The sequence below is a fragment of the uncultured Stenotrophomonas sp. genome, assembly GCF_963519125.1.
In the GTDB taxonomy this organism is placed as follows: domain Bacteria; phylum Pseudomonadota; class Gammaproteobacteria; order Xanthomonadales; family Xanthomonadaceae; genus Stenotrophomonas.
Genome location: NZ_CAUQLJ010000002.1, coordinates 67334 through 88243, shown reverse-complemented (window position 1 = coordinate 88243; position 20910 = coordinate 67334). Strand labels below are relative to the sequence as shown.

17 protein-coding genes, 3 pseudogenes and 1 other annotated feature are annotated in these 20910 nt (G+C 61.7%); of the genes and pseudogenes, 16 read left to right on the top strand and 4 right to left on the bottom strand.

Translation table 11 applies throughout. The features are described 5' to 3' along the window. Positions 1-136: 136 nt before the first annotated feature. The 5 genes from RYM47_RS01820 (at position 137) to RYM47_RS01800 (ending at position 6211) form a co-directional block, all read left to right on the top strand. Positions 137-694, top strand: a complete 558-nt coding sequence (locus tag RYM47_RS01820) for a single-stranded DNA-binding protein (RefSeq protein ID WP_315385687.1) — start codon at positions 137-139, stop codon at positions 692-694. 143 nt (positions 695-837) lie between these two features. Then, the gene (locus RYM47_RS01815) at positions 838-2157 is read left to right on the top strand and encodes a site-specific integrase (protein ID WP_196933256.1); all 1320 of its coding nucleotides are present in this window, start codon (positions 838-840) and stop codon (positions 2155-2157) included. Continuing rightward, complete coding sequence (locus RYM47_RS01810; RefSeq protein WP_051008661.1) at positions 2154-3722, top strand: site-specific integrase; 1569 nt, start codon at positions 2154-2156, stop codon at positions 3720-3722. The genes RYM47_RS01815 and RYM47_RS01810 overlap by 4 nt, the downstream gene beginning before the upstream one ends. Further along, a complete protein-coding gene (locus RYM47_RS01805) occupies positions 3715-5766 on the top strand; it encodes a hypothetical protein (RefSeq protein WP_196933255.1) in 2052 nt (683 codons plus the stop codon). The genes RYM47_RS01810 and RYM47_RS01805 overlap by 8 nt, the downstream gene beginning before the upstream one ends. A 34-nt stretch (positions 5767-5800) precedes the next feature. Beyond that, a complete protein-coding gene (locus tag RYM47_RS01800) occupies positions 5801-6211 on the top strand; it encodes a hypothetical protein (protein ID WP_196933254.1) in 411 nt (136 codons plus the stop codon). Between the two features lie 623 nt (positions 6212-6834). Here RYM47_RS01800 and RYM47_RS01795 read toward each other — a convergent pair. Beyond that, positions 6835-7050, bottom strand: a pseudogene (locus RYM47_RS01795) (antibiotic biosynthesis monooxygenase); the annotation flags it as partial. 50 nt (positions 7051-7100) lie between these two features. On the opposite strand from RYM47_RS01795, the gene RYM47_RS01790 reads away from it, so the two are divergent. The 4 genes and pseudogenes from RYM47_RS01790 to RYM47_RS01775 all read left to right on the top strand — a co-directional run. Next, a protein-coding gene (locus tag RYM47_RS01790; protein ID WP_231390905.1) for an IS3 family transposase occupies positions 7101-8323 on the top strand; the annotation gives its coding sequence in 2 pieces (ribosomal slippage) (positions 7101-7389 and positions 7389-8323; 1224 coding nt in all). Next, positions 7382-7498: a sequence feature (AL1L pseudoknot), on the top strand. It overlaps the preceding gene by 117 nt. A 261-nt stretch (positions 8324-8584) precedes the next feature. After that, positions 8585-8914, top strand: a pseudogene (locus RYM47_RS01785) (transposase); the annotation flags it as partial. Positions 8915-8991: 77 nt separating this feature from the next. Next, positions 8992-10167, top strand: coding sequence for a zinc-dependent alcohol dehydrogenase (locus RYM47_RS01780; RefSeq protein ID WP_026070728.1), 1176 nt, complete (start codon positions 8992-8994; stop codon positions 10165-10167). 200 nt (positions 10168-10367) lie between these two features. Then, positions 10368-10849, top strand: a pseudogene (locus RYM47_RS01775) (IS5 family transposase); the annotation flags it as partial. Positions 10850-10888: 39 nt separating this feature from the next. On the opposite strand, the gene RYM47_RS01770 reads toward RYM47_RS01775, so the two are convergent. Continuing rightward, entirely contained in the window at positions 10889-11638 is a 750-nt protein-coding gene (locus tag RYM47_RS01770) for an IS5 family transposase (protein ID WP_026070729.1), read from the bottom strand. Positions 11639-12013: 375 nt separating this feature from the next. Next, positions 12014-12532 (bottom strand): hypothetical protein, encoded by a 519-nt coding sequence (locus tag RYM47_RS01765; RefSeq protein ID WP_315385682.1) that lies wholly within the window; start codon positions 12530-12532, stop codon positions 12014-12016. 110 nt (positions 12533-12642) lie between these two features. On the opposite strand from RYM47_RS01765, the gene RYM47_RS01760 reads away from it, so the two are divergent. Continuing rightward, entirely contained in the window at positions 12643-13761 is a 1119-nt protein-coding gene (locus tag RYM47_RS01760) for an alpha/beta fold hydrolase (protein ID WP_315385681.1), read from the top strand. A gap of 15 nt (positions 13762-13776) precedes the next feature. Beyond that, positions 13777-14946: a carboxymuconolactone decarboxylase family protein gene (locus RYM47_RS01755; protein ID WP_315385680.1), complete on the top strand. Its 1170-nt coding sequence runs from the start codon at positions 13777-13779 to the stop codon at positions 14944-14946. A 15-nt stretch (positions 14947-14961) separates the two neighbouring features. On the opposite strand, the gene RYM47_RS01750 is transcribed toward RYM47_RS01755, so the two are convergent. Further along, positions 14962-15855: a LysR family transcriptional regulator gene (locus RYM47_RS01750; RefSeq protein WP_315385679.1), complete on the bottom strand. Its 894-nt coding sequence runs from the start codon at positions 15853-15855 to the stop codon at positions 14962-14964. Between the two features lie 101 nt (positions 15856-15956). Between RYM47_RS01750 and RYM47_RS01745 the strand changes: the two genes are divergently transcribed. The 5 genes from RYM47_RS01745 (at position 15957) to RYM47_RS01725 (ending at position 20884) form a co-directional block, all read left to right on the top strand. Beyond that, the gene (locus RYM47_RS01745; RefSeq protein WP_315385677.1) at positions 15957-16940 is read left to right on the top strand and encodes an aldo/keto reductase; all 984 of its coding nucleotides are present in this window, start codon (positions 15957-15959) and stop codon (positions 16938-16940) included. An 11-nt stretch (positions 16941-16951) separates the two neighbouring features. Then, positions 16952-17536 carry a flavodoxin gene (locus RYM47_RS01740; RefSeq protein WP_315385675.1) on the top strand — a complete coding sequence of 195 codons (585 nt, stop codon included), beginning with the start codon at positions 16952-16954 and terminating at the stop codon, positions 17534-17536. A gap of 15 nt (positions 17537-17551) precedes the next feature. Beyond that, positions 17552-18544, top strand: coding sequence for an aldo/keto reductase (locus tag RYM47_RS01735; protein ID WP_315385674.1), 993 nt, complete (start codon positions 17552-17554; stop codon positions 18542-18544). A gap of 51 nt (positions 18545-18595) precedes the next feature. Further along, positions 18596-19795, top strand: coding sequence for an aldo/keto reductase (locus tag RYM47_RS01730; RefSeq protein ID WP_315385672.1), 1200 nt, complete (start codon positions 18596-18598; stop codon positions 19793-19795). A gap of 192 nt (positions 19796-19987) precedes the next feature. After that, on the top strand, positions 19988-20884 hold the full coding sequence (locus RYM47_RS01725; protein WP_315385670.1) for a TIM barrel protein: 897 nt from the start codon (positions 19988-19990) through the stop codon (positions 20882-20884). Positions 20885-20910 lie beyond the last annotated feature (26 nt).

Genomic DNA, 20910 nt, shown 5'->3' with positions numbered 1-20910 from the left:
GTCCCCCATGCGCCTTGTCCCACAAGGGTTGGGCTGAAATCCGACATCTAGAGCGGGCATCCCCGACAGGGGCGGGGCGCACGGCGGTGTTAGAATGCGTCGTTCAGTCATCCCTCGGACAACCGAAGAGCACCCTATGGCGCGCGGCATCAATAAAGTCATCCTGGTCGGCAACCTCGGCAACGACCCGGACGTGAAGTACACCCAAGGCGGCATGGCGATCACCCGCATCAGCCTGGCCACCACCAGCGTCCGCAAGGACAAGGATGGCAACCAGCAGGAGCGCACCGAATGGCACCGCGTTGTCTTCTTCGGCAAGCTCGGTGAAATCGCCGGCGAATACCTGCGCAAGGGCAGCTCGGTCTACGTCGAAGGCAGCCTGCGTTACGACAAGTACACCGGCCAGGACGGCGTGGAGAAGTACTCCACCGATATCATCGCCGACGAAATGCAGATGCTCGGCGGCCGCGGTGAAGGCGGCGGCGGTGGTGCAGGTGGCGGTGGCGGCAACTACGGCGGCGACCGTCCGCAGCGCCAGCAGGCCCCGCGCCAGGAGTACGGCGGTGGTGGTGGTGGCGGTGGTGGTGGCGGTGGTCAGCGCGGTGGTGGCTACGGCCAGCAGCAGCGTCCGCAGCAGCCGCAGCAGTCGGCTCCGCCGATGGACGACTTCGCAGACGACGACATTCCGTTCTGAGGTACACCTAAGCGTTTTTGTAGAGTTTAGTAGAGAAAGCCCTCGTCATTGAGGGCTTTTTCTTTGTTCCCATCGGAATTTTTTTGTTGAGAAAGATTTCTATAGTGCTACACTTGTAAAAAGTGGAGATAGTGGAGTCTCGCGTGTACACGCTCTCGATGCACATCTTTGGTGGCGGGGAGCGGGTTCCGATGCTTCATGACGCGCGGGGTCTTCCCCTGTTCTATCCCACGCTCTTCGCAACCTCGCAGTTGCGTAATGCTGGCGCAGCGGTCAACACCATCGTCAACACACTGAGAGACGTTCTGGTGCTGCTGCGCTGGGAGTCCAGGCAGACTCCCGCTAGAAATCTGGAGAGGGAGTTCTCGAACGGCAACTTCTTGACGCTCGCTGATGTGGTTTCCTTGCGCGACTTCGCGTCGTTGGACATGCGGCATGTGGAAGACATCAGTAGCGACGGAAGGACTTTGGCCAACAACGTTGTACTGCTGGAGGCGCGCACGGCCACGGTGTCGTCGAGCCCGACCGTCGAAGGGCAGCAGCACTACAATCGAATGAGTTCCATCGCGAATTATCTGGAGTTTCTGGGCTCCGCCATCACGCAACATCAGAACTCACCCAAGTTCGCGGCCGAAATTGCTCGGATGGCGAAGCTCATTCGGAAGCACCGCCCCCGCGGTCTCGCCCGACGGCATCAAGACGACCGAGATGAGAAGTCGCCGCCGACGGAACTAGTTGAGCGCTTCATGGCCGTTGTGGCCTACGAGTCCCCGGAGAATCCGTTTCGGGATCCCTCGGTCAGGCTGCGAAACGCCATCCTTTTTGCCCTCTTGCAATACACGGGAATACGGCGAGGGGAACTACTGAGCCTTCGAATCGACCAGATCGACCTTGGCGACGAGCCACAGGTGTGGGTCCGCCGTAATCACGATGACCTCCTCGATTCGCGACGCTATCAGCCTTTGGCGAAAACCAAGGAACGACCAATTCCGATTCCGGAAGGTCTCGCAAACCTGATTCACGAATACGTGATGAAGCATCGAGCAAGGATCAAGTCGGCGCGCCAGCATCCCTACCTGTTGGTCACCCATCACAAGGGGGAGCATTGGGGGAAGCCCATGTCGCTGTCCTCGGTGGGACGGATCATGGAAACGATGCGCTCCGTCAACGACGCGTTCGGCGACATCCATCCCCATGCGTTCCGCCACCATTTCAACTACGACCTCTCGGTGGCGATTGACGCCCACAACGCGCGGGTGCGGCATGGCGCTGCGCCTGGTGAGCAGACCCTCATTTCAGAAGGCCGTGAGCTCGACATTCGGGCCTTTCTGGCTGGCCACTGGAGCAAGGCGTCTGGTGCGGTCTACAACAAACGTCATATCCGGGAAGTCAGCGACAAGGCAGTGCGTGAACTTCAATCCGGGTTGGGTCGAGTCATACGAGGCCGAAGGGTAAGTTCATGAGTGCAAGAGCGCCCGAAGCAAGGTGTGAATTGCGGCTTACGAGGTCCGAATCGAAGGACGGCTACACCTTCGATGCTTCACAGGATACTTGGCAGCTGAATAAAGACGTGACCGTGTCGCTTGGTCATGCGACAGAGTTGCCAGAGCCGACCCAAGGCGGCTTCCGGGCGACGCTCCAGCGCTACGCCGAAGAAATGTCGGCGATGCACACGTTCAACATGGCGCAAAGGTTCAAGCAGTTCTTGCGAGACACCGGCGCGACAACAGTGGAGCCTGCGGCGCTGCTCAATTGGCGAGCAATGCTTGAGGAATCAGACCAGTACCATCTGGGAGCGCTGAAGGGCTTTCTGATCGCCTGGCACGACTACGGGTTCGAAGGCGTTTCCAATGAAGTCGTGGATCTGCTGGAGGGCTGGCGGATCAAGGGAAACATCAAGGGCGCGGCCGTCTCCAGTGGCTGTCCGGATAGTGGGCCATACACCGACATCGAGATGTCACTCATTCTCGAATGGGCGAATCGTGCTGTGACGACGCAGGCGATTCCCTTTCGGGACTACACGTACCTTCTTTGCCTTGCCATGACCGCTCGGCGAGCGGTGCAGCTCGCGGCCCTTCGCGGCAAGGACCTGATTCGCGAGAATCGCGACGGCGCGTGGCTACATCGAATCGTCATTCCTCGTGCCAAACAGCGTGGTGTGGGATTTCGTGGCGAATTTCGATCACTGGCCGTCAACGAGGATCTGTACCTGGTACTGCAAGGGCAGCACCGTCGCTCGATCGTGACGGTAGAAGAGCAGTTAGGTCGTTCGGTGATGGACGACGGGCTCCTGCAGGAGATTCCGATTTTCATTAACGGTCGTGCGTTGATGAAGGTAGTCTCGTTGGAGGCCCTTAAGGAGGCCTTGCTGGGGCAGCGGCCAGACGCGCTGCATGAAACTACCGCTGCCTTAGGCGACGCGCTTCGAAGCTGCGGACGCAAGTCGACAGCGAGGTCAGAGCGGACGGGGGAGTTCATCCGACTCACCGCAACTCGGTTTCGGCACACGCGCGGCACAAAGCTGAGGCGCGAGGGCTATGGTGCATTCGTAGTTGCCGAGCTCATGGACCATTCCGACATTCAAAATGTCCGCGTCTATACTGACAACACGCCGCAGGAGGCGGTCGTCATCAATCAAATGATTGGTCCCAAGCTAGCGCCATTCGCGCAAGCTTGCATGGGCACACTCGTCCGCTCTGAGAGGGAGGCGATTCGAGGTGACGATCCCAAGAGCCGCGTTCCGAACGCGGAGCAACATGCGGTAGGAACGTGTGGAAACTATGGGTTCTGCGCGAGTGGATATCGCGCCTGCTACACCTGCCGTTTCTTCCAGCCGTGGGTGTTCGGGCCGCATGAAGAGGTGTTGGAGGAGCTCTACGCCGAGAAGGCCGCTGCCCAGGCCGCTGGGTGTGCAGAAGAAGTCGTCAATGCCGACGACCTGCTGATTCTGGCCGTGGAGCATTGCGTGCTGCGCTGCCAGCAGATGCGGGCGGAGGATGCATTAGTGGTGGAGCAGGTGCGTGGCTGAGATCGTCCAGTTCGTTCCCAAGGCCGAACTGGATGCGCGGGGCAACCTCACGGCGTTCATTCGGTTGTGTCGGGAAGAACTATCCGCTTTTGGTGGGCTGGCAACGTGGGACGAAGATCGCTGGCAAGACGGAAAAGCGGTCGTCGTATTCGGAACGAAGACGGCGCCGTTGACGTCCTACTCGTTTGTTCCTCTCGCGGAGCCATTCAAGCAGTTCGCGAAGGCCTACATCCGCTACGACTATAGCCATCGGCCGGTCGTGTCCTTGAGTTACCGCATTCAAGCCTTGCGATGTGTAGAGGCGGCGCTTCGGGACAGCCCCGGTCCGGTCGACATCCAGCGCATTACAGGCGCGGTGATGGATGCGAGCGCGCAAAAGTGTAGGGAGTTTGCTACGAGCGATGATTTCATCCATAAGACTGGCCTCGATCTGGTGAAGTTGTTCGACTTCCTTCGTAGAAACCACTTGGTGCCGTCCCTCCCGGCCTGGAAATCACCATTTCGAAAGCCCACGATCCTGACTGAAGATCTGGGCGAAGCGGGCAGGGAGCACCGAGAGAAGAAGCTCCCCTCCCACGCGGCGATGCTCGCCATGGCTGAGGTGTTCGCAGAAGCCAACGACAAGGAATCACGTTACTTCTCCTCGATCATGGCGCTATTGATGACGGCACCCAGTCGCGGGTCGGAACCGTTCAAGCTTCCCACCAACTGTCTGCAATGGGAGGCAGACGACAACGGCGAACAGCAGATGCTGTTTCGCTGGCGCGCCGCCAAGGGCAAGGGCGCGATGAAGAAGTGGATCGTGGCTCCCATGCACTCGGTCATGGAGGAAGCGCATCGTCGCCTGATGGAGTTGGGTGAGCCAGCGCGTCTTGCGGCCAAATTCGCCTTCGAGAACCCAGGCAAGTTTCTGATACATGCCGGTTGCATCACGGCGCCCGATCATCCGCAAGACGCCCCGCTGTCGCCCGAGGAGTTCTGCGCGGCGATCGGGCTCAAAGTGCCCAAATCCATTCGTCGACGTGACGGCACGGAAAACTGGTCCGCAATCAAAGTCAGCAAGCCTTTCGCTGCGGTGATTGCCTCGGGCGAGGTCACCTACGCACGGCTGGCCGATGTGGTACGACAAGTCTATGGCGGAGCCCATTGGCCCTATACCGACGCAACGCGGCAGCTTCTCATCTGGGACGCGTTGTGCCTGCATCGCGAGAATGAATTCCACGCAGAGTTTTCACCCAAAGCATTCTCCTGGCGGCTGGCCGACGTCAATGAGGTTAATAGACGCATGCAGGATTCCCATGGCCCTTCGCTCTTTGCGCGGTTCGGGAAGACGAATCCGGACGGGTCAAGGATCGAGATGACGACGCACCAGCCGCGCCATTGGCTCAACACGATGGGTGTACGGACGGGGATGGATGACTACACGCTCGCTCAGTGGGCAGGGCGTGCGGATCCCCGACACAACCGGCACTACGACCACCGAACGCCTGAAGAGCGAGCCTCAGAGGCGCGTGCGCTCATCATCGGGGAGCGGCCGTCCGTGCTCGAGCGTTTTAGGGATCGAAAGCCCGTCCACTACACGGAACTTGGCGTCGATCGCCCCGGCACTGCCAAGGTGACGCTGTACGGCCTCTGCACCCACGACTATTCCATGATGCCGTGCGAGAAGCGCCGGAAGTGTCTCACCTGCACTGAGCTCACCTGCATCAAGGGCGACCACATCACGTTGGACCGCATACGGCTGGCCGAGGCGCAAACGGCGTGGTTGCTCGAGCGGGCCCAGAAAGCGCACGAGGACGGTGAATTCGGCGCGGATAGGTGGGTCGACAACCACAAGTGGGAGTTGGCCCACCAGCGCGCGATACGTATCACGCTGGAGCATCCGGACGTCCCGGACGGCGCCCTGGTGCGGATTCCCGAGGGGCATGATCCTTCACCTATCAAGCGCGCACTCATTGACCTCGGTGTCCATGTCATCCCCGCCACTGAAGTCGCGACGCCCCCCATCGTTTCTCTACCATCCAAGCTGCCTGAAGATGCCTAAGCGGGTCATCACCAAGTCCAGTCTCCCCAGAATCATGCGAGAACTGGATCGCTGGGAGGGCAAGCTGACCTGGCCGCTGTTCTGTGCGCGCGTCGCCAAGGTTCTGGACGTCGAGTCCGTGTCTAAGCACACGATGTACCTCTACCCCTCTATCAAGGAGGGCTTCCAGAAGAGACAGAAGGACATCCGCACTGCCAGAGACGCCTTGCCCCGCGACTACACGCTTGAGGTCGCGACGCGACGGATTGCCGACTTGGAAGCACAGGTGAAGCGTCTTTCGGAGACCAACGAGCTGCTCCTGGATCAGTTCCGGCGCTGGCAGTACAACGCGTACGCAAACAATGTTCGCATGGACTTGTTGGCATGGGACAAACCTCTCCCGGAGGTCAACCGATCCGGTCGGTCGCGCAACAAGAAGAAGACAAAGGAAAAGAAGTCTGCATGAAGCTGACTCAGCAACAACTTGAAGCTCACCTATGACAACGGATCTCGCAGGGAGTTTCTCAACAGCCTGGTAGTTTTGGCCGTTTGCTGCGAGAAAGGCGCCAGGAACAGGAGCTCACGCTGACCGCCTTGGCGAAGGAACTGAATGTGACAAAGTCGTACCTCAGCATGCTGGAAAGTGGTCGGCGACAACCTGCGGATGACCAGTTCGAAGCCATCGGAAACGCGCTTCAGATACCAGCCGACGTCCTCCGCGTGGCGGCGGGCCGCCTGCCACCCGATGTCGCCACCGTCGTGCCCGAGAGAGCCGAAACCATCGTGTCAGCGATCCGGCGTGAGGACGCAAGTGCACGAGTGACGTTTGCCAGAGAGTTGTCTGTCGAGTTTCAGGAGGTCGTCCTGAAGGCTGCAGCACGACCTGGCCCATCGGATGACATCCAACCGTTTCCGGAGGGCCTCCGCGCTGGGAAGAACTCCCAGGCGTATCGTGCGCACAGCTACCATACGAAAGTCGCACCCGAGGCTATTGAGAAACTCATTCGCCATCACACGAATGAGGGGTCGCACGTAGGGCTGTGTGACCCCCATCCTGCAGCGTGACCTGATTGGGTCAAGGCCGAGTTGTCATGCAGGAAGTTTGGCTGCAAGAAGTTCGACCTTCTCGATATTGGGCGGAGAACTGAGCAAGGTCGCTGCGTTGGCCATCAAGGCCGCGGCGATCTGGCCGTTCAGATGTGCCTGGCGACCTGCCTCATCGGCAAAGGCATCGAACACACCAAACGTCGAAGGGCCAAACTTCAATGCGAACCAGGCCGTGGTGCCGGACTCGGCGTTGGCGAGTGAATCGCCCCGTCTTTCCCGGAGGCTCCAAACCTTGAGAGGATGGAGCCATGAGCAACAGATTGACGAGGTACGCACCCGAGGTGCGTGAGCGGGCTGTGCGGATGGTCCTGGACCACCAGGGCGAGCACAGCTCCCAGTGGGCGGCGATCACGTCGGTGGCCGGGAAGATCGGCTGCAAGGCGGAGACGCTGCGGACGTGGGTCCGCCGTGCCGAGCGCGACAGCGGGCTGCGGCCCGGACTGACGACCGACGAACAGGCGCGGATCAAGGCCCTGGAGCGCGAGAACCGCGAGCTGCGCCAGGCCAACGAGATCCTGCGCAAGGCGTCGGCGTATTTTGCCCAGGCGGAGCTCGACCGCCGATTCAAGCCTTAAATGGGTTCATCGACGATCACCGCGATGCCTACGGGGTCGAGCCGATCTGCAAGGTGTTGCCGATCGCCCCGTCGACGTACTACGAGCACACCAGCCGCCAGGCCGACCCGTCGCGCCAGCCGGCGCGCTGGCATCGGGAGCAGGCCTTGGCGCCGGTGATCGACCGGGTCTGGAAAGAGAACCGGCAGGCCTACGGGGCGCGCAAGGTGTGGCGCCAGCTCCACCGGGAAGGCGTGCGGGTGGCCCGATGCACGGTGGAGCGACTGATGCGCCGGGCTGGCCTCCAGGGCGTGGTGCGTGGCAAGCCGCGCAAATGGATCGGGCAGGAAGTGGTGGAAGAGAAGCCGATGGACCTGGTGAAGCGGCAGTTCAAGGCTGACCGGCCGAACGCGCTGTGGGTGAGCGATTTCACCTACGTGCCGACGTGGCAGGGATTTGTGTACGTGGCTTTCGTGATCGACGTATTCGCCCGGCGGATCGTCGGCTGGCGGGCCAGTTCGTCGCAGCAGACGCAGTTCGTGCTCGACGCACTCGAGCAGGCCGTGTGGGTGCGCCGCCCAGCGGAGAAGGCACTGATCCATCATTCCGACAGGGGCAGCCAATACCTTTCCATCCGCTATACCGACCGCCTGATCGAGGCCGGCATCGAACCTTCGGTGGGCAGCGTCGGCGACAGCTACGACAACGCGCTGGCCGAAACGGTGATCGGACTGTTCAAGACCGAGGTTACGAACCGCCGCTCCTGGCGCAGCCGGGAGGAGGTCGAATGGGAGACCCTGGGTTGGGTCGACTGGTATAACAACCAGCGACTGCTGGGGCCAATCGGCAACATACCCCCGGCGGAAGCGGAGGCGGCGTACTACGCCGGCAACACGGGTCACGCCATCGCGGCGTGACTCAAACGAAATGGCCTCCGGAGAAGCCGGGGCGATTCAGTGGCTGGTGGTCGCCGTCGCCGACCTGAGGAAAGGTGCGCCCGGAGTCCGCGTTTGGCGCCAAGATCGACGCTGAACCCTCGCCGGAACAATCGACAGGAGCTATCGACACGGCAATCGCGGGGTGTTTCTCAACAGCCTGCTAGGGTCCAAACCCAATCAGAAGCTTGATTCTGCAACGGCGTGCTGATTCAGGAGTCTCCAGTTGAGGAGGGTCTGGGCATGGCGGGATCGTTGTTTTGGTTGTCGGATGCGGCGTGGGCGGCGATCGAGCCGCACTTGCCGAAGAACCAGCCGGGGGCCCGGCGGGTCGATGACCGACGGGTGATATCGGGTATCGTGCACATGCTGAAGTGCGGCGGTCGCTGAGCCGACTGCCCGAGCGAGTATGATCCCTCGACGACCATCTACAATCGCTGGAACCGCTGGAGCCGACGCGGCGTGAACTGTATCCTGGCGGCCTTGACCGAGGAAGGGTGGAGCGCCTAGACTGGCCAGATCGACAGCAGCTATGTGAACGCGCACCGGTGCTCCGGCGGCGCAAAAAGGGGGGACCCGATCACGCGCAAGCGCGTTAAGGTCTTCGGAATGGTCGGCCGGTTGGACCGGTTTTCTGAATGGAGAGAATTATGCGCGCACTGTGTTGGCACGGTAAGGGTGACGTTCGCGTCGACACCGTCGCGGATCCCGAGATCAAGCACCCCCGTGATGCCATCATCAAGGTCACGGCATGCGCCATTTGCGGGTCCGACCTTCACCTGCTCGATGGTTACCAGCCTACGATGGAGGCAGGTGATATCCTCGGCCACGAGAATATGGGGGAGGTCGTGGCGCTCGGTTCCGAAGTGACGAACCTGAAGATCGGCGATCGTGTCGTCGTACCCTTCACGATCAGCTGCGGCGATTGCTGGTTCTGTAAGAAAGGCTTGTTTGCAGCTTGCGACCGGACGAATCCGAACGCCGAGATGGCAGCAAAGGCCATGGGCCATTCGCCCGCAGGGTTGTTCGGCTTCAGCCACATGATGGGCGGCTACTGCGGCGGTCAGGCGGAATATCTGCGCGTGCCGATGGCCGACTTCGGTCCGATCAAAATCCCCGACAACATTACGGATGAGCAGGCGCTGTTTCTATCCGACATATTTCCGACCGGCTACATGGCCGCCGAGAACGCACAGATCGAGCCCGGCGACACCGTCGCGATCTGGGGTTGCGGCCCAGTCGGTCAGTTCGCCATCCGATCGGCCCTGATGATGGGCGCGGGCCGGGTGATCGCGATCGACGAGGTGCCCGAGCGGCTCGCCATGGCCGAGGCGGGCGGCGCCGAGACGATCAACTTCGCCGAGACCGATGTCTATGACGAATTGCAGGCGCGGACCAAGGGACGTGGCCCGGACAGCTGCATCGATGCGGTCGGCTGCGAGGCGGCAGGTCACGGCGCGGCCGACGCGGTGATGGACAAGGTCAAGGCGAGCTTGATGCTCGCCACTGATCGGGTGCATGTGCTGCGCCAAGCCATCATGAATTGTCGCAAGGGAGGCACGGTGTCCGTCCCTGGCGTATATGTCGGCGTGGCCGACAAGCTCCCACTCGGGGCGGCAATGAACAAGGGACTGACGATCAAACTCGGTCAGACCCACGTCCAGCGCTACACCAAGCCGTTGCTGGAGAAGATCGTAGCCGGTGCAATCGATCCCAGTTTCGTGATTACCCACCCGGCAAGCCTCGAGGACGCGCCGGAAATGTACGCCAAGTTTCGGGACAAGGAAGAAGGCGTCATTAAGGTGGTTATGCGCCCGCACGGCTGACGTGCGGATCTGATCTGCCCCCGCCGAGCGGACCGAGCGGTTTGTTAGTACAATAAGCTCGTCGCCGTCATGTCCGGACGGAGGTGGAGCGAAGCGGAACCGGAGGCCGGAGATGGCGGTGGAGCCATCTCCGGTGCCGGCGGTCGGCAGGCAGGCTGCCATGGGGCCCTACAGACCAGAAAGCCGACCCGCAGGCCGACATGATCGACGCAACCTATCTCAAGGCCGGCCGCACGCATTCCAGCCTTGGGGTAAAAAGGGATCTCGGGCCCCTGATTGGACGGACCAAGGGCAGCATCAACACGAAGCTGCACGCCGTGACTGATGCAAACGGCCGCCCTTTAAGCTTCTTCATCACGGCCGGCCAGATCAGCGATTACACCGGTGCAGCTGCCTTGCTTGACGATCTGCCCAAGGCCAAGTGGATGCTCGCCGACCGCGGCTATGACGCTGACTGGTTCAGAGATGCGCTGGAGCAAAAGGGCATCAAACCGTGCCTTCCGGGCCGCAAATCCCGATCTCTGCCTGTCAAATACGACAAGCCGCGGTACGAACGGCGTAACCGCATCGAGATCATGTTCGGCCGCCTGAAGGACTGGCGCCGCGTGGCAACGCGATATGACCGCCAACCGTCGGCTTCTCCGCACTAGCACTGGCCGCCACCGTGCTCTTCTGGCTGTGATCAGTGAGTCCTAAGCCTAGGCTCCAGACTCATTCATAGTCAGAAGGCGACCAGGATGGCGAGTGCGACGCCGGAGAGGAAGTTGGCCGCGAGTTTGTCGTAGCGGGTGGCGACGCGGCGGTAGTCCTTGATCCGGCAGAAGGCGTTCTCGACGCGGTGTCGTTCTTTGTATCGGGCCTTGTCGTAGATGACGGCTCGCTTTCGATTGGCCCGGCCGGGGATGACGGGAACGGCCCCGGTCTGGCGCAGCGAACGTCGCAGACCGTCGGCGTCATATCCTTTGTCAGCAAGGACGTAGCGGGCGTCGGGAGCGCGGGCGAGCAGGGTCGGAGCGACGGTGATGTCGGAGACGTTTCCTGGTGTCAGGATCAGGGCGAAGGGACGTCCGACGACGTCGGTGAGGGCGTGAACCTTGGTCGTTTGGCCACCGCGCGACGGGCCGATGCCCTGCGTCCGGCCCCCCCCTTTTCCGCCGAAGGCCGAGCGTTGCGCCTTGACGTAGGTCGAGTCGATCGAGGTGCTGCGAGTGACCGCGCCCGCATCGGCCAGCGCCTCCAGCAGCTTCAACCAGAACCGTTTGTGGGACCAGCGATTGAACCGGTTGTAGACGGTCGTGGACGGGCCGTATTCGGCGGGGCAATCCTGCCAACGACAGCCGATCTTCAACACATGAATGATGCCCGAGATCACCCGGCGATCATCGACCCGCCGAGCGGCTGCCTGGTTCCTCGGCAGATGCGGCTCGACTGCCGCCCATTGATCATCTGACAGCCAAAACAGCTTGCTCATCACCGGCTCCAACGCGATCAAGACGCATCGGAATCATGATTTGCCGTCAGGCTTCAAGTGGGTGATTGGGTTTGGAGCCTAGAGTCGTTCTGAAGGGCTGGCAGGAAGTGGTGAGAAAACACGCTAAAATCGTTCGCTGCGGCTGCGTTCTCTACAAGTAGCGGCCAACTAGTCGATCAAGGAGTAGGCCCTTGCCAAGAGAATGTCAACAAGATCAGATGGTTGGGGCGCAGTCCGGCGTCCTTGGGAGCACACCTATGTGTGCACAACCGTTCTGATTGAAGCGAATTAAAAGGCCCTTGCATTGCAAGGGCCTTTTTTGTGCCGCCATTAATGTTTCCGCTCCCAGTTCAGGATGCGCGTGATTGTTGATGGTCATGGGATAGATGGCTTCGCCGATAACGTGGTCGTACAGCCGACGAAAGCTTGTTTATTGAGCTTGTTCTTCGCAGAGCAACGCTCCACCGAATAGTGCGAGTCGTGTTTGAGGATCTTCAGCTTCGTAATGTAATCGCTGAAAAAGCACTGCTTGTTGAACTCGATGAGCTCGCTGCCCTTGCGCCATCCTGGGAATGTGATGTCTGTGATGACGACCCCTCCATCACCTCCGCACTCTCCAGTTGCTCGGGGCGGCAAAACCTCGACCGATACGTCTGGCCCTCCTTCGCATCGGAACGTCTGTTTGCCTGAGTGCGCGTGCCGATAGCCGTCTTTGTCCGGGCCGGGTGCCGACAAAGAGAAATCCGCCGTAGTTGCGATGATGGTCATGTTTGCATCGCCCTCGCACTTGTAGGCGGCGCTTGGCGGTGAGCTTGTCCGGCTGGCCTCCGATGCGTGAGCGCAAACTGCCATGATCAGGAGCGCCAGGGCCAGTGGATAGGTTCTGATCGTCATGTGCTTACCTTTCCGCAGGCAATCTGACACGTCATTCATCGGATATATATCTCCACGGCATAAGTCATATGCCACTGCTGCGCTTTTTCCATGACTTCCCCTGACGTACGTTGCTCATTCCCCTCGTTATCGAGCGTGCCATGACGCCAATCGTACTGCCTCTTCGGGTTCGCGTTGCCGCATTTCTGCTTGTTTCCGCCGCGCTTTTTCCGGTGGCACCAACACTCGCACGCGAGCCCCTGCAGATCGAGTCGCAAGGCAGCGTCATCGCCGGTGGCGCAGTGCATACGCAGCCAGGCATCTTCGATCCACTCGCGCCGTCCAAGCCGGATGGCCAGACCTTCCATGGCGATCACGTCTACGCCTTCTATCAGGTGCCTGTCGGGGCCAAGCCGCTTCCGATCATCATGTGGCACGGTGCAGGACAGTCCGCCAAGAGTTGGGAGACGACTGCAGATGGCCGCGAAGGCTTCCAGAACCTGTTCCTCCGCCGGCACTTCACGACGTACCTGATCGATCAACCTCGCCGGGGGAAAGCTGGCCGGAGCATGGTGGAAGCGACACTGAAGCCGGTTCCCGATGAGCAGATGTGGTTCAACCAGTTCCGCATCGGTTTCTGGCCGAATCCCTTCAAGGACAGCCAGTTCCCCGGCGGCGAGGAGGTCCTTGATCAGTTCTTCCGCTCGATGACGCCCAACACCGGTCCGTTCGATGTGCAGGTGCTCTCTGATGGCGTGGCGGCCCTGCTGCAGAAGACCGGTCCGGCGATCCTGTTCACCCACTCGCAGGCAGGTGGGCCGGGATGGATGACGGCGATCAAGAGCCAGAATGTGCGCGCGATCATCGCATTCGAGCCCGGCAGCAGCTTCGTCTTCGCAAAGGGCGATGCACCCGCGCCGATTCCCAGTGCCTTCGATACCGTCTCGGGCACCGAGGTGTCGCCTGAGGCGTTCAAGGCGCTGACCCGGATTCCGATCCTGGTCCTGTACGGGGACAACATTCCCGAAAAGCCGGTCCACCTGCCTGCCCTGGACAGTTGGCGCGCGCGGCTGGAGATGGCCCGGCTGTGGCGCGATGCCGTCAATCGGCAAGGCGGGGATGTAACTCTGGTCCACCTGCCGGACGTGGGCATCCGCGGCAACAGCCATTTCCTGTTTTCCGACATGAACAACATCGAGATCGCGGATCTGGTGAGCGACTTCCTGAAGAAGAAGGCGCTGGATCGTTGACCCTGGAGTGATGGCATGAACAAACCACTATTGGCCTTGATCAGTATTCCCTTGCTGGGGCTCGCGGGGCAGGCAGTGGCCAGCCCGGACGACGAAGTTGGCAGGCAACGCGTAACGCGTGCCGGAACCCAGGCCCCGGTGTTTGGCGCGCGTGAAAACTTCACCGGGCGCGTGCGCGTGGATCCCTTGTTCGCGGCCGAGATGGCGATCCCCGCTTCAGGAGCCTACGTGACGTTCGAACCCGGGGCGCGCTCGGCATGGCACACCCACCCGGCCGGGCAACGGCTGGTGGTAACGGCAGGGACTGGGCTGACGCAGGAATGGGGAAAGCCGGTCAAGGTCATCCGGCCCGGTGACGTGGTCGTGTGCCCGCCCGGGGTCAAACACTGGCACGGCGCCGGTCCTCGAACCGCCATGACCCATCTGACCGTTACCGGTGTCGTTGACGGCAAGAGTGTGCAATGGCTGGAGCAGGTGAGTCCGGAAGAGTATGAGCGGGATGCAACTGCCGCCCTGTCACCGGCTCAAGCCGACGCCGCGCTGTCTTCCAGGCGCAGGGCGATTCCCGTGATCGGCGCGGCGGCAGCAGGTGGTGACCCGGTTCGTCTGCGCAGCGCGCTGGCGCAGGGGTTGGATGCAGGTCTTTCTGTAAGCGCGGCCAAGGAAGTCCTGGTGCAGCTTTACGCCTACGCGGGTTTCCCGCGCAGCCTGAATGCCCTCGGTGAGCTGATGAATGTCGTCGAGGAAAGGAAACAGGACGGCGTACACGACGAGATGGGGCCGAACGTAACGGGCCCACTCCCCCAGGGCGCTGAACTACAGCGTATCGGACGCGAGAACCAGAGCCGCATTTCGGGTCGGACTGTCGATGGACCGGTCTTCCAGTTCGCGCCTGTGATCAACGACTACCTGCAGGCGCACCTGTTCGGCGCGATCTTCGAACGCGACACGCTCAATTGGCAGGATCGCGAACTGGCGACGGTCGGAATCCTCTCTACCATGCCCGACGTCACCGCACAGCTGCGTTCGCATATTGGCGCCAGTCTTCGCGTGGGCCTGGATGTCGACCAGTTGTGGCTGCTGGCAGGATCGCTCGACGAGGCCGGGATGTCGGAAGCAGGTCAGCGGGTGCACGCGGCGATCGATTGGCATCTCGCCCAGCAAGGCGAAACACAGCGCAGCTGATCAGGTTGAATAAACTCACGGGTCATGGCGCAACGCGTCTCGAACCAACGTAAACGCCGGTGAGGTCTGCCGCCGGCTCGGGTAATACAGGTGATACCCGGGGAAGGGCGGGCACCAGTCCGCCAATACCCGGACCAGTCGTCCGCCCTCGATGTGCTCCAGCACCAGGTCCTCCGGCATGTACGCCAGGCCCAGGCCATTCAACGCAGCGTCCAGCCGCATGGCGATGTTGTTGAACACCAGCTGCCCTTCGACCCGGACCTTGAGTTCCTCGCCCTTTTTCTCGAACTCCCATGCATAGATGCCGCCGTAGGTCGGAAGCCGGATGGTGATGCAGTTGTGCTGCATCAGGTCGCGCGGTGTCTTCGGGCGCGCTCGACCTTTGAAATAGGCAGGGGAGCCTACCACCGCCATGCGCAGGTCTGGCCCGACCCGCACCGCGATCATGTCCTTGGCGAGCTGCTCGCCCAGACGGACGCCGGCGTCATACCCTTCGGCCACGATGTCGGTAAGGCCATAGTCGACGATGATCTCGATATGCAGATCCGGGTTGTCAGGCAGCAATCCGGCCAATGCGGGGCGCAGCACGGTCACCGCGGCGTGCTCGCCTGCGGTGATGCGGACTTTGCCCGCGGGCTTGTCCCGATAGGCGGTGAGCAGGGCCAGCTCCGTATCTATCTCCTCGAAGCGCGGCGCCACGACGCGCAGCAGCCGCTCCCCCGCTTCGGTAGGCGAGACGCTGCGCGTGGTGCGCGCCAGCAAGCGCACGCCCAGGCGCTCTTCCAGTTGACGGATGACGCGGCTCAACGCGGGCTGCGACATGCCGAGCTTGGCGGCCGCACGGGTAAAGCTGCGTTCGCGGGCAACAAGAGCGAAGAGGGCCAGCTGGTCGTAGTTCTCGGTGATCATTTATGCGCCCACGGCATGAACCATATCCGATTATGCCCTCTAGTGATGGACTTCGCGTAGGCCTACATTGGTCCGGTACCCAAGCAAATGGCGAGGACAACATGAAAAAGCGCGTACTTGGACAGGGCGGACTGGAAGTCTCGGCACTCGGATTCGGTTGCATGGGCCTGAGCTTTGGCTACGGCCCCGCAGTCGACAAGCGACATGGCATTGAACTCATCCGGGCCGCGTTCGAGCGTGGTGTCACGTTGTTCGACACTGCAGAAGCGTATGCCCAGGGTGAAAACGAAATGCTGCTGGGCGAGGCGGTAGCGCCCTTCCGCGATCAAGTGGTCATCGCAACCAAGTTTGGATTCAAGAACGGCGATCCGACGCAGGGAACGGACAGTCGGCCTGCCCGGATCCGCGAAGTGGCAGACGCAGCGCTGCAGCGACTGGGCACCGACTACATCGATCTGTTCTACCAGCATCGGGTGGACCCTGCCGTACCCATGGAAGACGTTGCGGGTACGGTGAAAGATCTCATTGCCGAAGGCAAGGTCCGGCACTTCGGTCTTTCTGAAGCGGGCGTTGCGTCCATTCGCCGTGCACATGCCGTCCAGCCGGTAACCGCACTCCAGAGCGAATACTCGTTGTGGTGGCGGGAGCCGGAGCAGGACGTACTGCCGTTGCTGGAGGAGCTGGGCATCGGCTTCGTTCCGTTCAGTCCCTTGGGCAAAGGCTTCCTCACCGGTGCCATCGGCGCCCAGACAACGTTCGGCAGCGACGACTTCCGCAATTCGGTGCCGCGTTTCTCCACCGAGGCGCGGGACGCCAATCAGTCACTGTTGGATGTGCTGGGCGAGCTTGCCACGCAGAGAGGCGTCACCCCCGCGCAGATGGCGTTGGCGTGGCTGCTGGCGCAGCGGCCGTGGATTGTTCCGATTCCGGGCACCACCAAGCTGCACCGCCTGGAGGAAAATCTTGCCGCCGACAGCGTGGCGTTGACCGCCGAGGATCTGCAGCGCATTGCGACTGCGCTTGGGAACATCAGGATTGCCGGTGCGCGATACTCGCCTGCCGCGCAGAAGATGATTGACCGCTGAGGCCTCTGCGCATGGCCACCCCCAGGGATCCTTCACGCAGAGCTGTCGTCGCTGCCCTCGCAAGCCTGCCATTGGGCGGCGCTGTGGCGCCCAGTGCCGGAAACCCTGGCGCCGGGACGAACGGCTCCACCGCACTGGTGGCGTACTTCTCAAGGTCGGGTAATACCCGTGTTGTAGCGGGACTGATCCAGCGCGCTTTCGGTGCGGATCTGTTCGAGATTCAACCTGCGGTTCCGTACCCGGACGAGTATCTGGCCACGGTAGAGCAAGCGCGCCAGGAGCGGGACCGTGGCATCGAGCCGGCACTGGAAGCAACCGTGGTCGCGATCAGGAGCTACCAGACGGTGTACCTCGGCTTCCCGATCTGGGGAGAAACCGCGCCACCCGTCATCCGATCGTTTCTCTCCCGCCACGACCTCAATGGCAAGACCCTTGTGCCGTTCGTCACCCACGGGGGATACGGCCTGGGCAGCAGCAGGGAGGTGATAGCCCGACTGGCGCCTGGGGCGAATCTGCAGAAGGAGTTCCTCATGCAGGCCGACCAGGAGCGGCAGACGATGGAACGCGTAAATGAGTGGCTGCAACGCGGCCGATGATGCGAGGACAATGATATGAAGATGCGCACGCTGGGACAGGGACTGGAAGTCTCTGCGTTGGGCCTGGGTTGCATGGGCATGAGCGCCAACTACGGGCCAGCTGCCGACCCGCAGGCGATGATCGGGCTGATCCGCACGGCGGTTGAGCGTGGCGTCACCCTGTTCGATACCGCCGAGGTGTATGGCCCGTTCGCGAATGAAGAGCTGGTTGGCCAGGCCTTGGAACCGGTCCGGGATCAGGTGGTGATTGCCACCAAGTTTGGCTTTGACATGGACCCCGCCACGAAACAGCGCAGCGGCGGCACCAACAGCCGCCCCGAACACATCAAGGCGGTTGCAGAGGCAAGCCTCAAGCGCCTGCGTACCGACCGTATCGACCTGTTCTATCAGCATCGCGTCGATCCCAACGTGCCCATCGAGGACATCGCCGGCGCGGTGAGGGATCTCATTGCAGAAGGCAAGGTCAAACACTTCGGACTCTCTGAAGCCGGTGCAGAGACGATTCGGCGTGCTCACGCGGTCCAGCCGGTAGCGGCGGTGCAGAGCGAATACTCGATGTTCTGGCGCGGCCCGGAGACCGGTCTGCTGCGTGTGCTTGAGGAACTCCAGATCGGGTTCGTCCCTTTCAGTCCATTGGGTGCTGGATTCCTCACCGGCAAGATCGACGAGCACACCACGTTCGATCCCAATGACTTCCGGAACCTGGTGCCGCGTTTCTCACCGGAAGCCCGCAAGGCGAACCTTGCACTGGTCGATGTGGTGTCCGCCGTCGCAACCGCCAAGGGCGCTACGCCGGCGCAGGTGGCACTGGCGTGGTTGCTCGCACAGCGGCCGTGGATCGTGCCGATTCCGGGGACCACCAAGCTGCATCGCCTCGAGGAAAACCTGGGCGCGGTGGAGGTTTCGCTGAGCGACGCCGAGCTTGCCGCCATCAACGCCGGGTTGTCGGCGCTGGACGTTGTAGGCGACCGCCTGCCCGAGGGCGCTCTGAAAATGACGGGTCTTTGACCCGACGACTCGGTTGTACAGCGTATTTCCGATCAATATGGAGAGAGTGCGATGAATCGTCCGTCCGATATACCCGATAGCCAGCGTCGCCAGATGCTGATGGGCGCCGCAGTGGCTGGCATTGCGCCGCTGCTGTTGTCCGCATGCGGCAACGCGTCAGGCGACAGACAGGCAGGCAGCCAGGGAACCGCCCCGGCCACTCCCGCCAGCACCGCCCCTGTTCCCCGTCGCCGCCTGGGGCCCATCGAAGTCTTCCCCATCGGCCTGGGTGTCCAGTGGAACCCGGGGCAGGGCACTGACGTGGTGAATGACCTGTATTCCAGCAGCACCGACCGGGCTGCCGGCATCGCACTTATCCGACGCGCGGTCGACCTCGGTGTAACGCTGTTCGATACCGCCGAGGTCTATGGTCCGTTCTTCTCGGAAGCACTGCTCGGTGAGGCCCTTCAGGGTGTCCGGGACAAGGTCGTGGTGGCGACAAAATTCGGGTTCGACGTCGATCCGGACACCGGTGAGCGTCGCGGCAGTACCAACAGCCGGCCCGAACATATCCGCCAGGTCGTCGAGGGACAGCTGCGACGGCTGCGCACCGACCGCATCGATCTGCTCTACCAGCACCGCGTCGACCCGAACGTGCCCATCGAAGACGTCGCGGGGACGATGAAGGACCTGGCTGCGGAGGGCAAGGTGCTGCACTACGGCTTGTCCGAGCCCGGTTTGCAGACGATCCGCCGCGCGCATGCGGTTCATCCTGTTGCGGCCATCCAGAACGAGTTCTCGATGCTGTGGCGCGGACCTGAAACCAGTGTGCTGCCCCTGTGCGAAGAGCTGGGAATCGGTTTCGTGCCGTGGAGCCCGCTGGGCATGGGCTTCCTTGCCGGCATGGTCAATGCCCGGACGCACTTTGGGGAAGGCGACTTCCGTGCAGCGGTTCCGCGCTTTGCGCCCGATGCGCTTGCCAAAAATATCGTGCTGGCTCGACTTGTCCAGGAATGGGCACTGCGCAAGAGTGTCACATCGGCGCAGCTGGCGCTGGCCTGGCTGGGCACCGTCAAGCCCTGGATCGTGCCGATTCCCGGAACGACCAACATCGTGCATCTCCAGCAGAACGTCGCAGCGGCCTCCGTCTCATTTACCGATGCCGAACTCGCTGAGCTGCAGGCCGCCCTGCAGGGGATCCACATAGAAGGGGAGCGCCTGCCGCCGCCCGTGTTGAACGCGACGGGTGTCGAGGCGCCTGCCAAGCCCTGAACGAACGGCAGGTATCTGCACCCACTGCAAGTAATTCCAGAAAGCCCCGTTTACGGGCCTTTCTGTTGTGCCCTGCAGCAAGTTTTTTCGTGCACTGCGACTTGCAATAAATCGATTCGCTACTTTATGGTGCAATCGATTGCATTGCCCCGAATTGTTGCGTTTGATACCGGTTGGGAGGCCGGAGTGCGAATGTCCGACCGTTCGATTGGATCGATCCAAGTTTCGCGGTTCTCGCGACGGGATGCGCTGCGCATCGCGGTTGCCGGAAGTCTGGGGTTGGGCGCGGCCGGCGTTTTGCCCGCTTTGGCCGACGCCGCGCCTCTCAAGGGCAATATCAAGCATTCGGTCGCCCGTTGGACCTTCCCACAACAGTCGGTCGCGCAGCTCTGCCAGACGGTAAAAGGCATCGGCTTCGCCGCCATCGATCTTGTAGGTCCCGAAGATTGGCCCACGTTGAAATCCCATGGTGTGTACAGCTCGATGTGCAACGGCGCAGAGCTTGGACTGACCAAGGGCTTCGCCGGTGTCCAGTTTCACGATGAACTGGTGGCACGCTACACACGGCACATCGACCTGGTCGCCGATGCCGGCTACCGCAACCTCATCTGCTTTTCCGGCAACCGCAACGGCATGGACCCGCAGGAAGGCATGGCGCATGCCGAGGCCGGCCTCAAGCGTATCCTCGGCCATGCCGAGAAACGCGGCGTGGTGCTGGTGATGGAGTTGCTGAACTCCCGGGTTGATCATCCCGATTATCTGTGCGACCACTCCGCATGGGGCGTGGAACTCTGCCAGCGGCTCGGTTCGGACAACTTCGGCCTGCTCTACGACATCTACCACATGCAGATCATGGAGGGCGACATCATCGCCACCATCGGTCGGCATCACGCGCATTTCAAGCATTACCACACCGCGGGCGTACCTGGCCGACACGAGATCGGGGACCAGCAGGAACTGAACTATCCCGCCATTTGTCGCGCGATCCGCGACACCGGTTTCGACGGGTATCTGGCGCAGGAATTCAGTCCTGTGGCCGCCGATCCCGTCGCTTCGCTGCGCGAGGCGATCCGCCTCTGCGACGTCTGAAACGATATCCACCAAGGTGAAGTAGA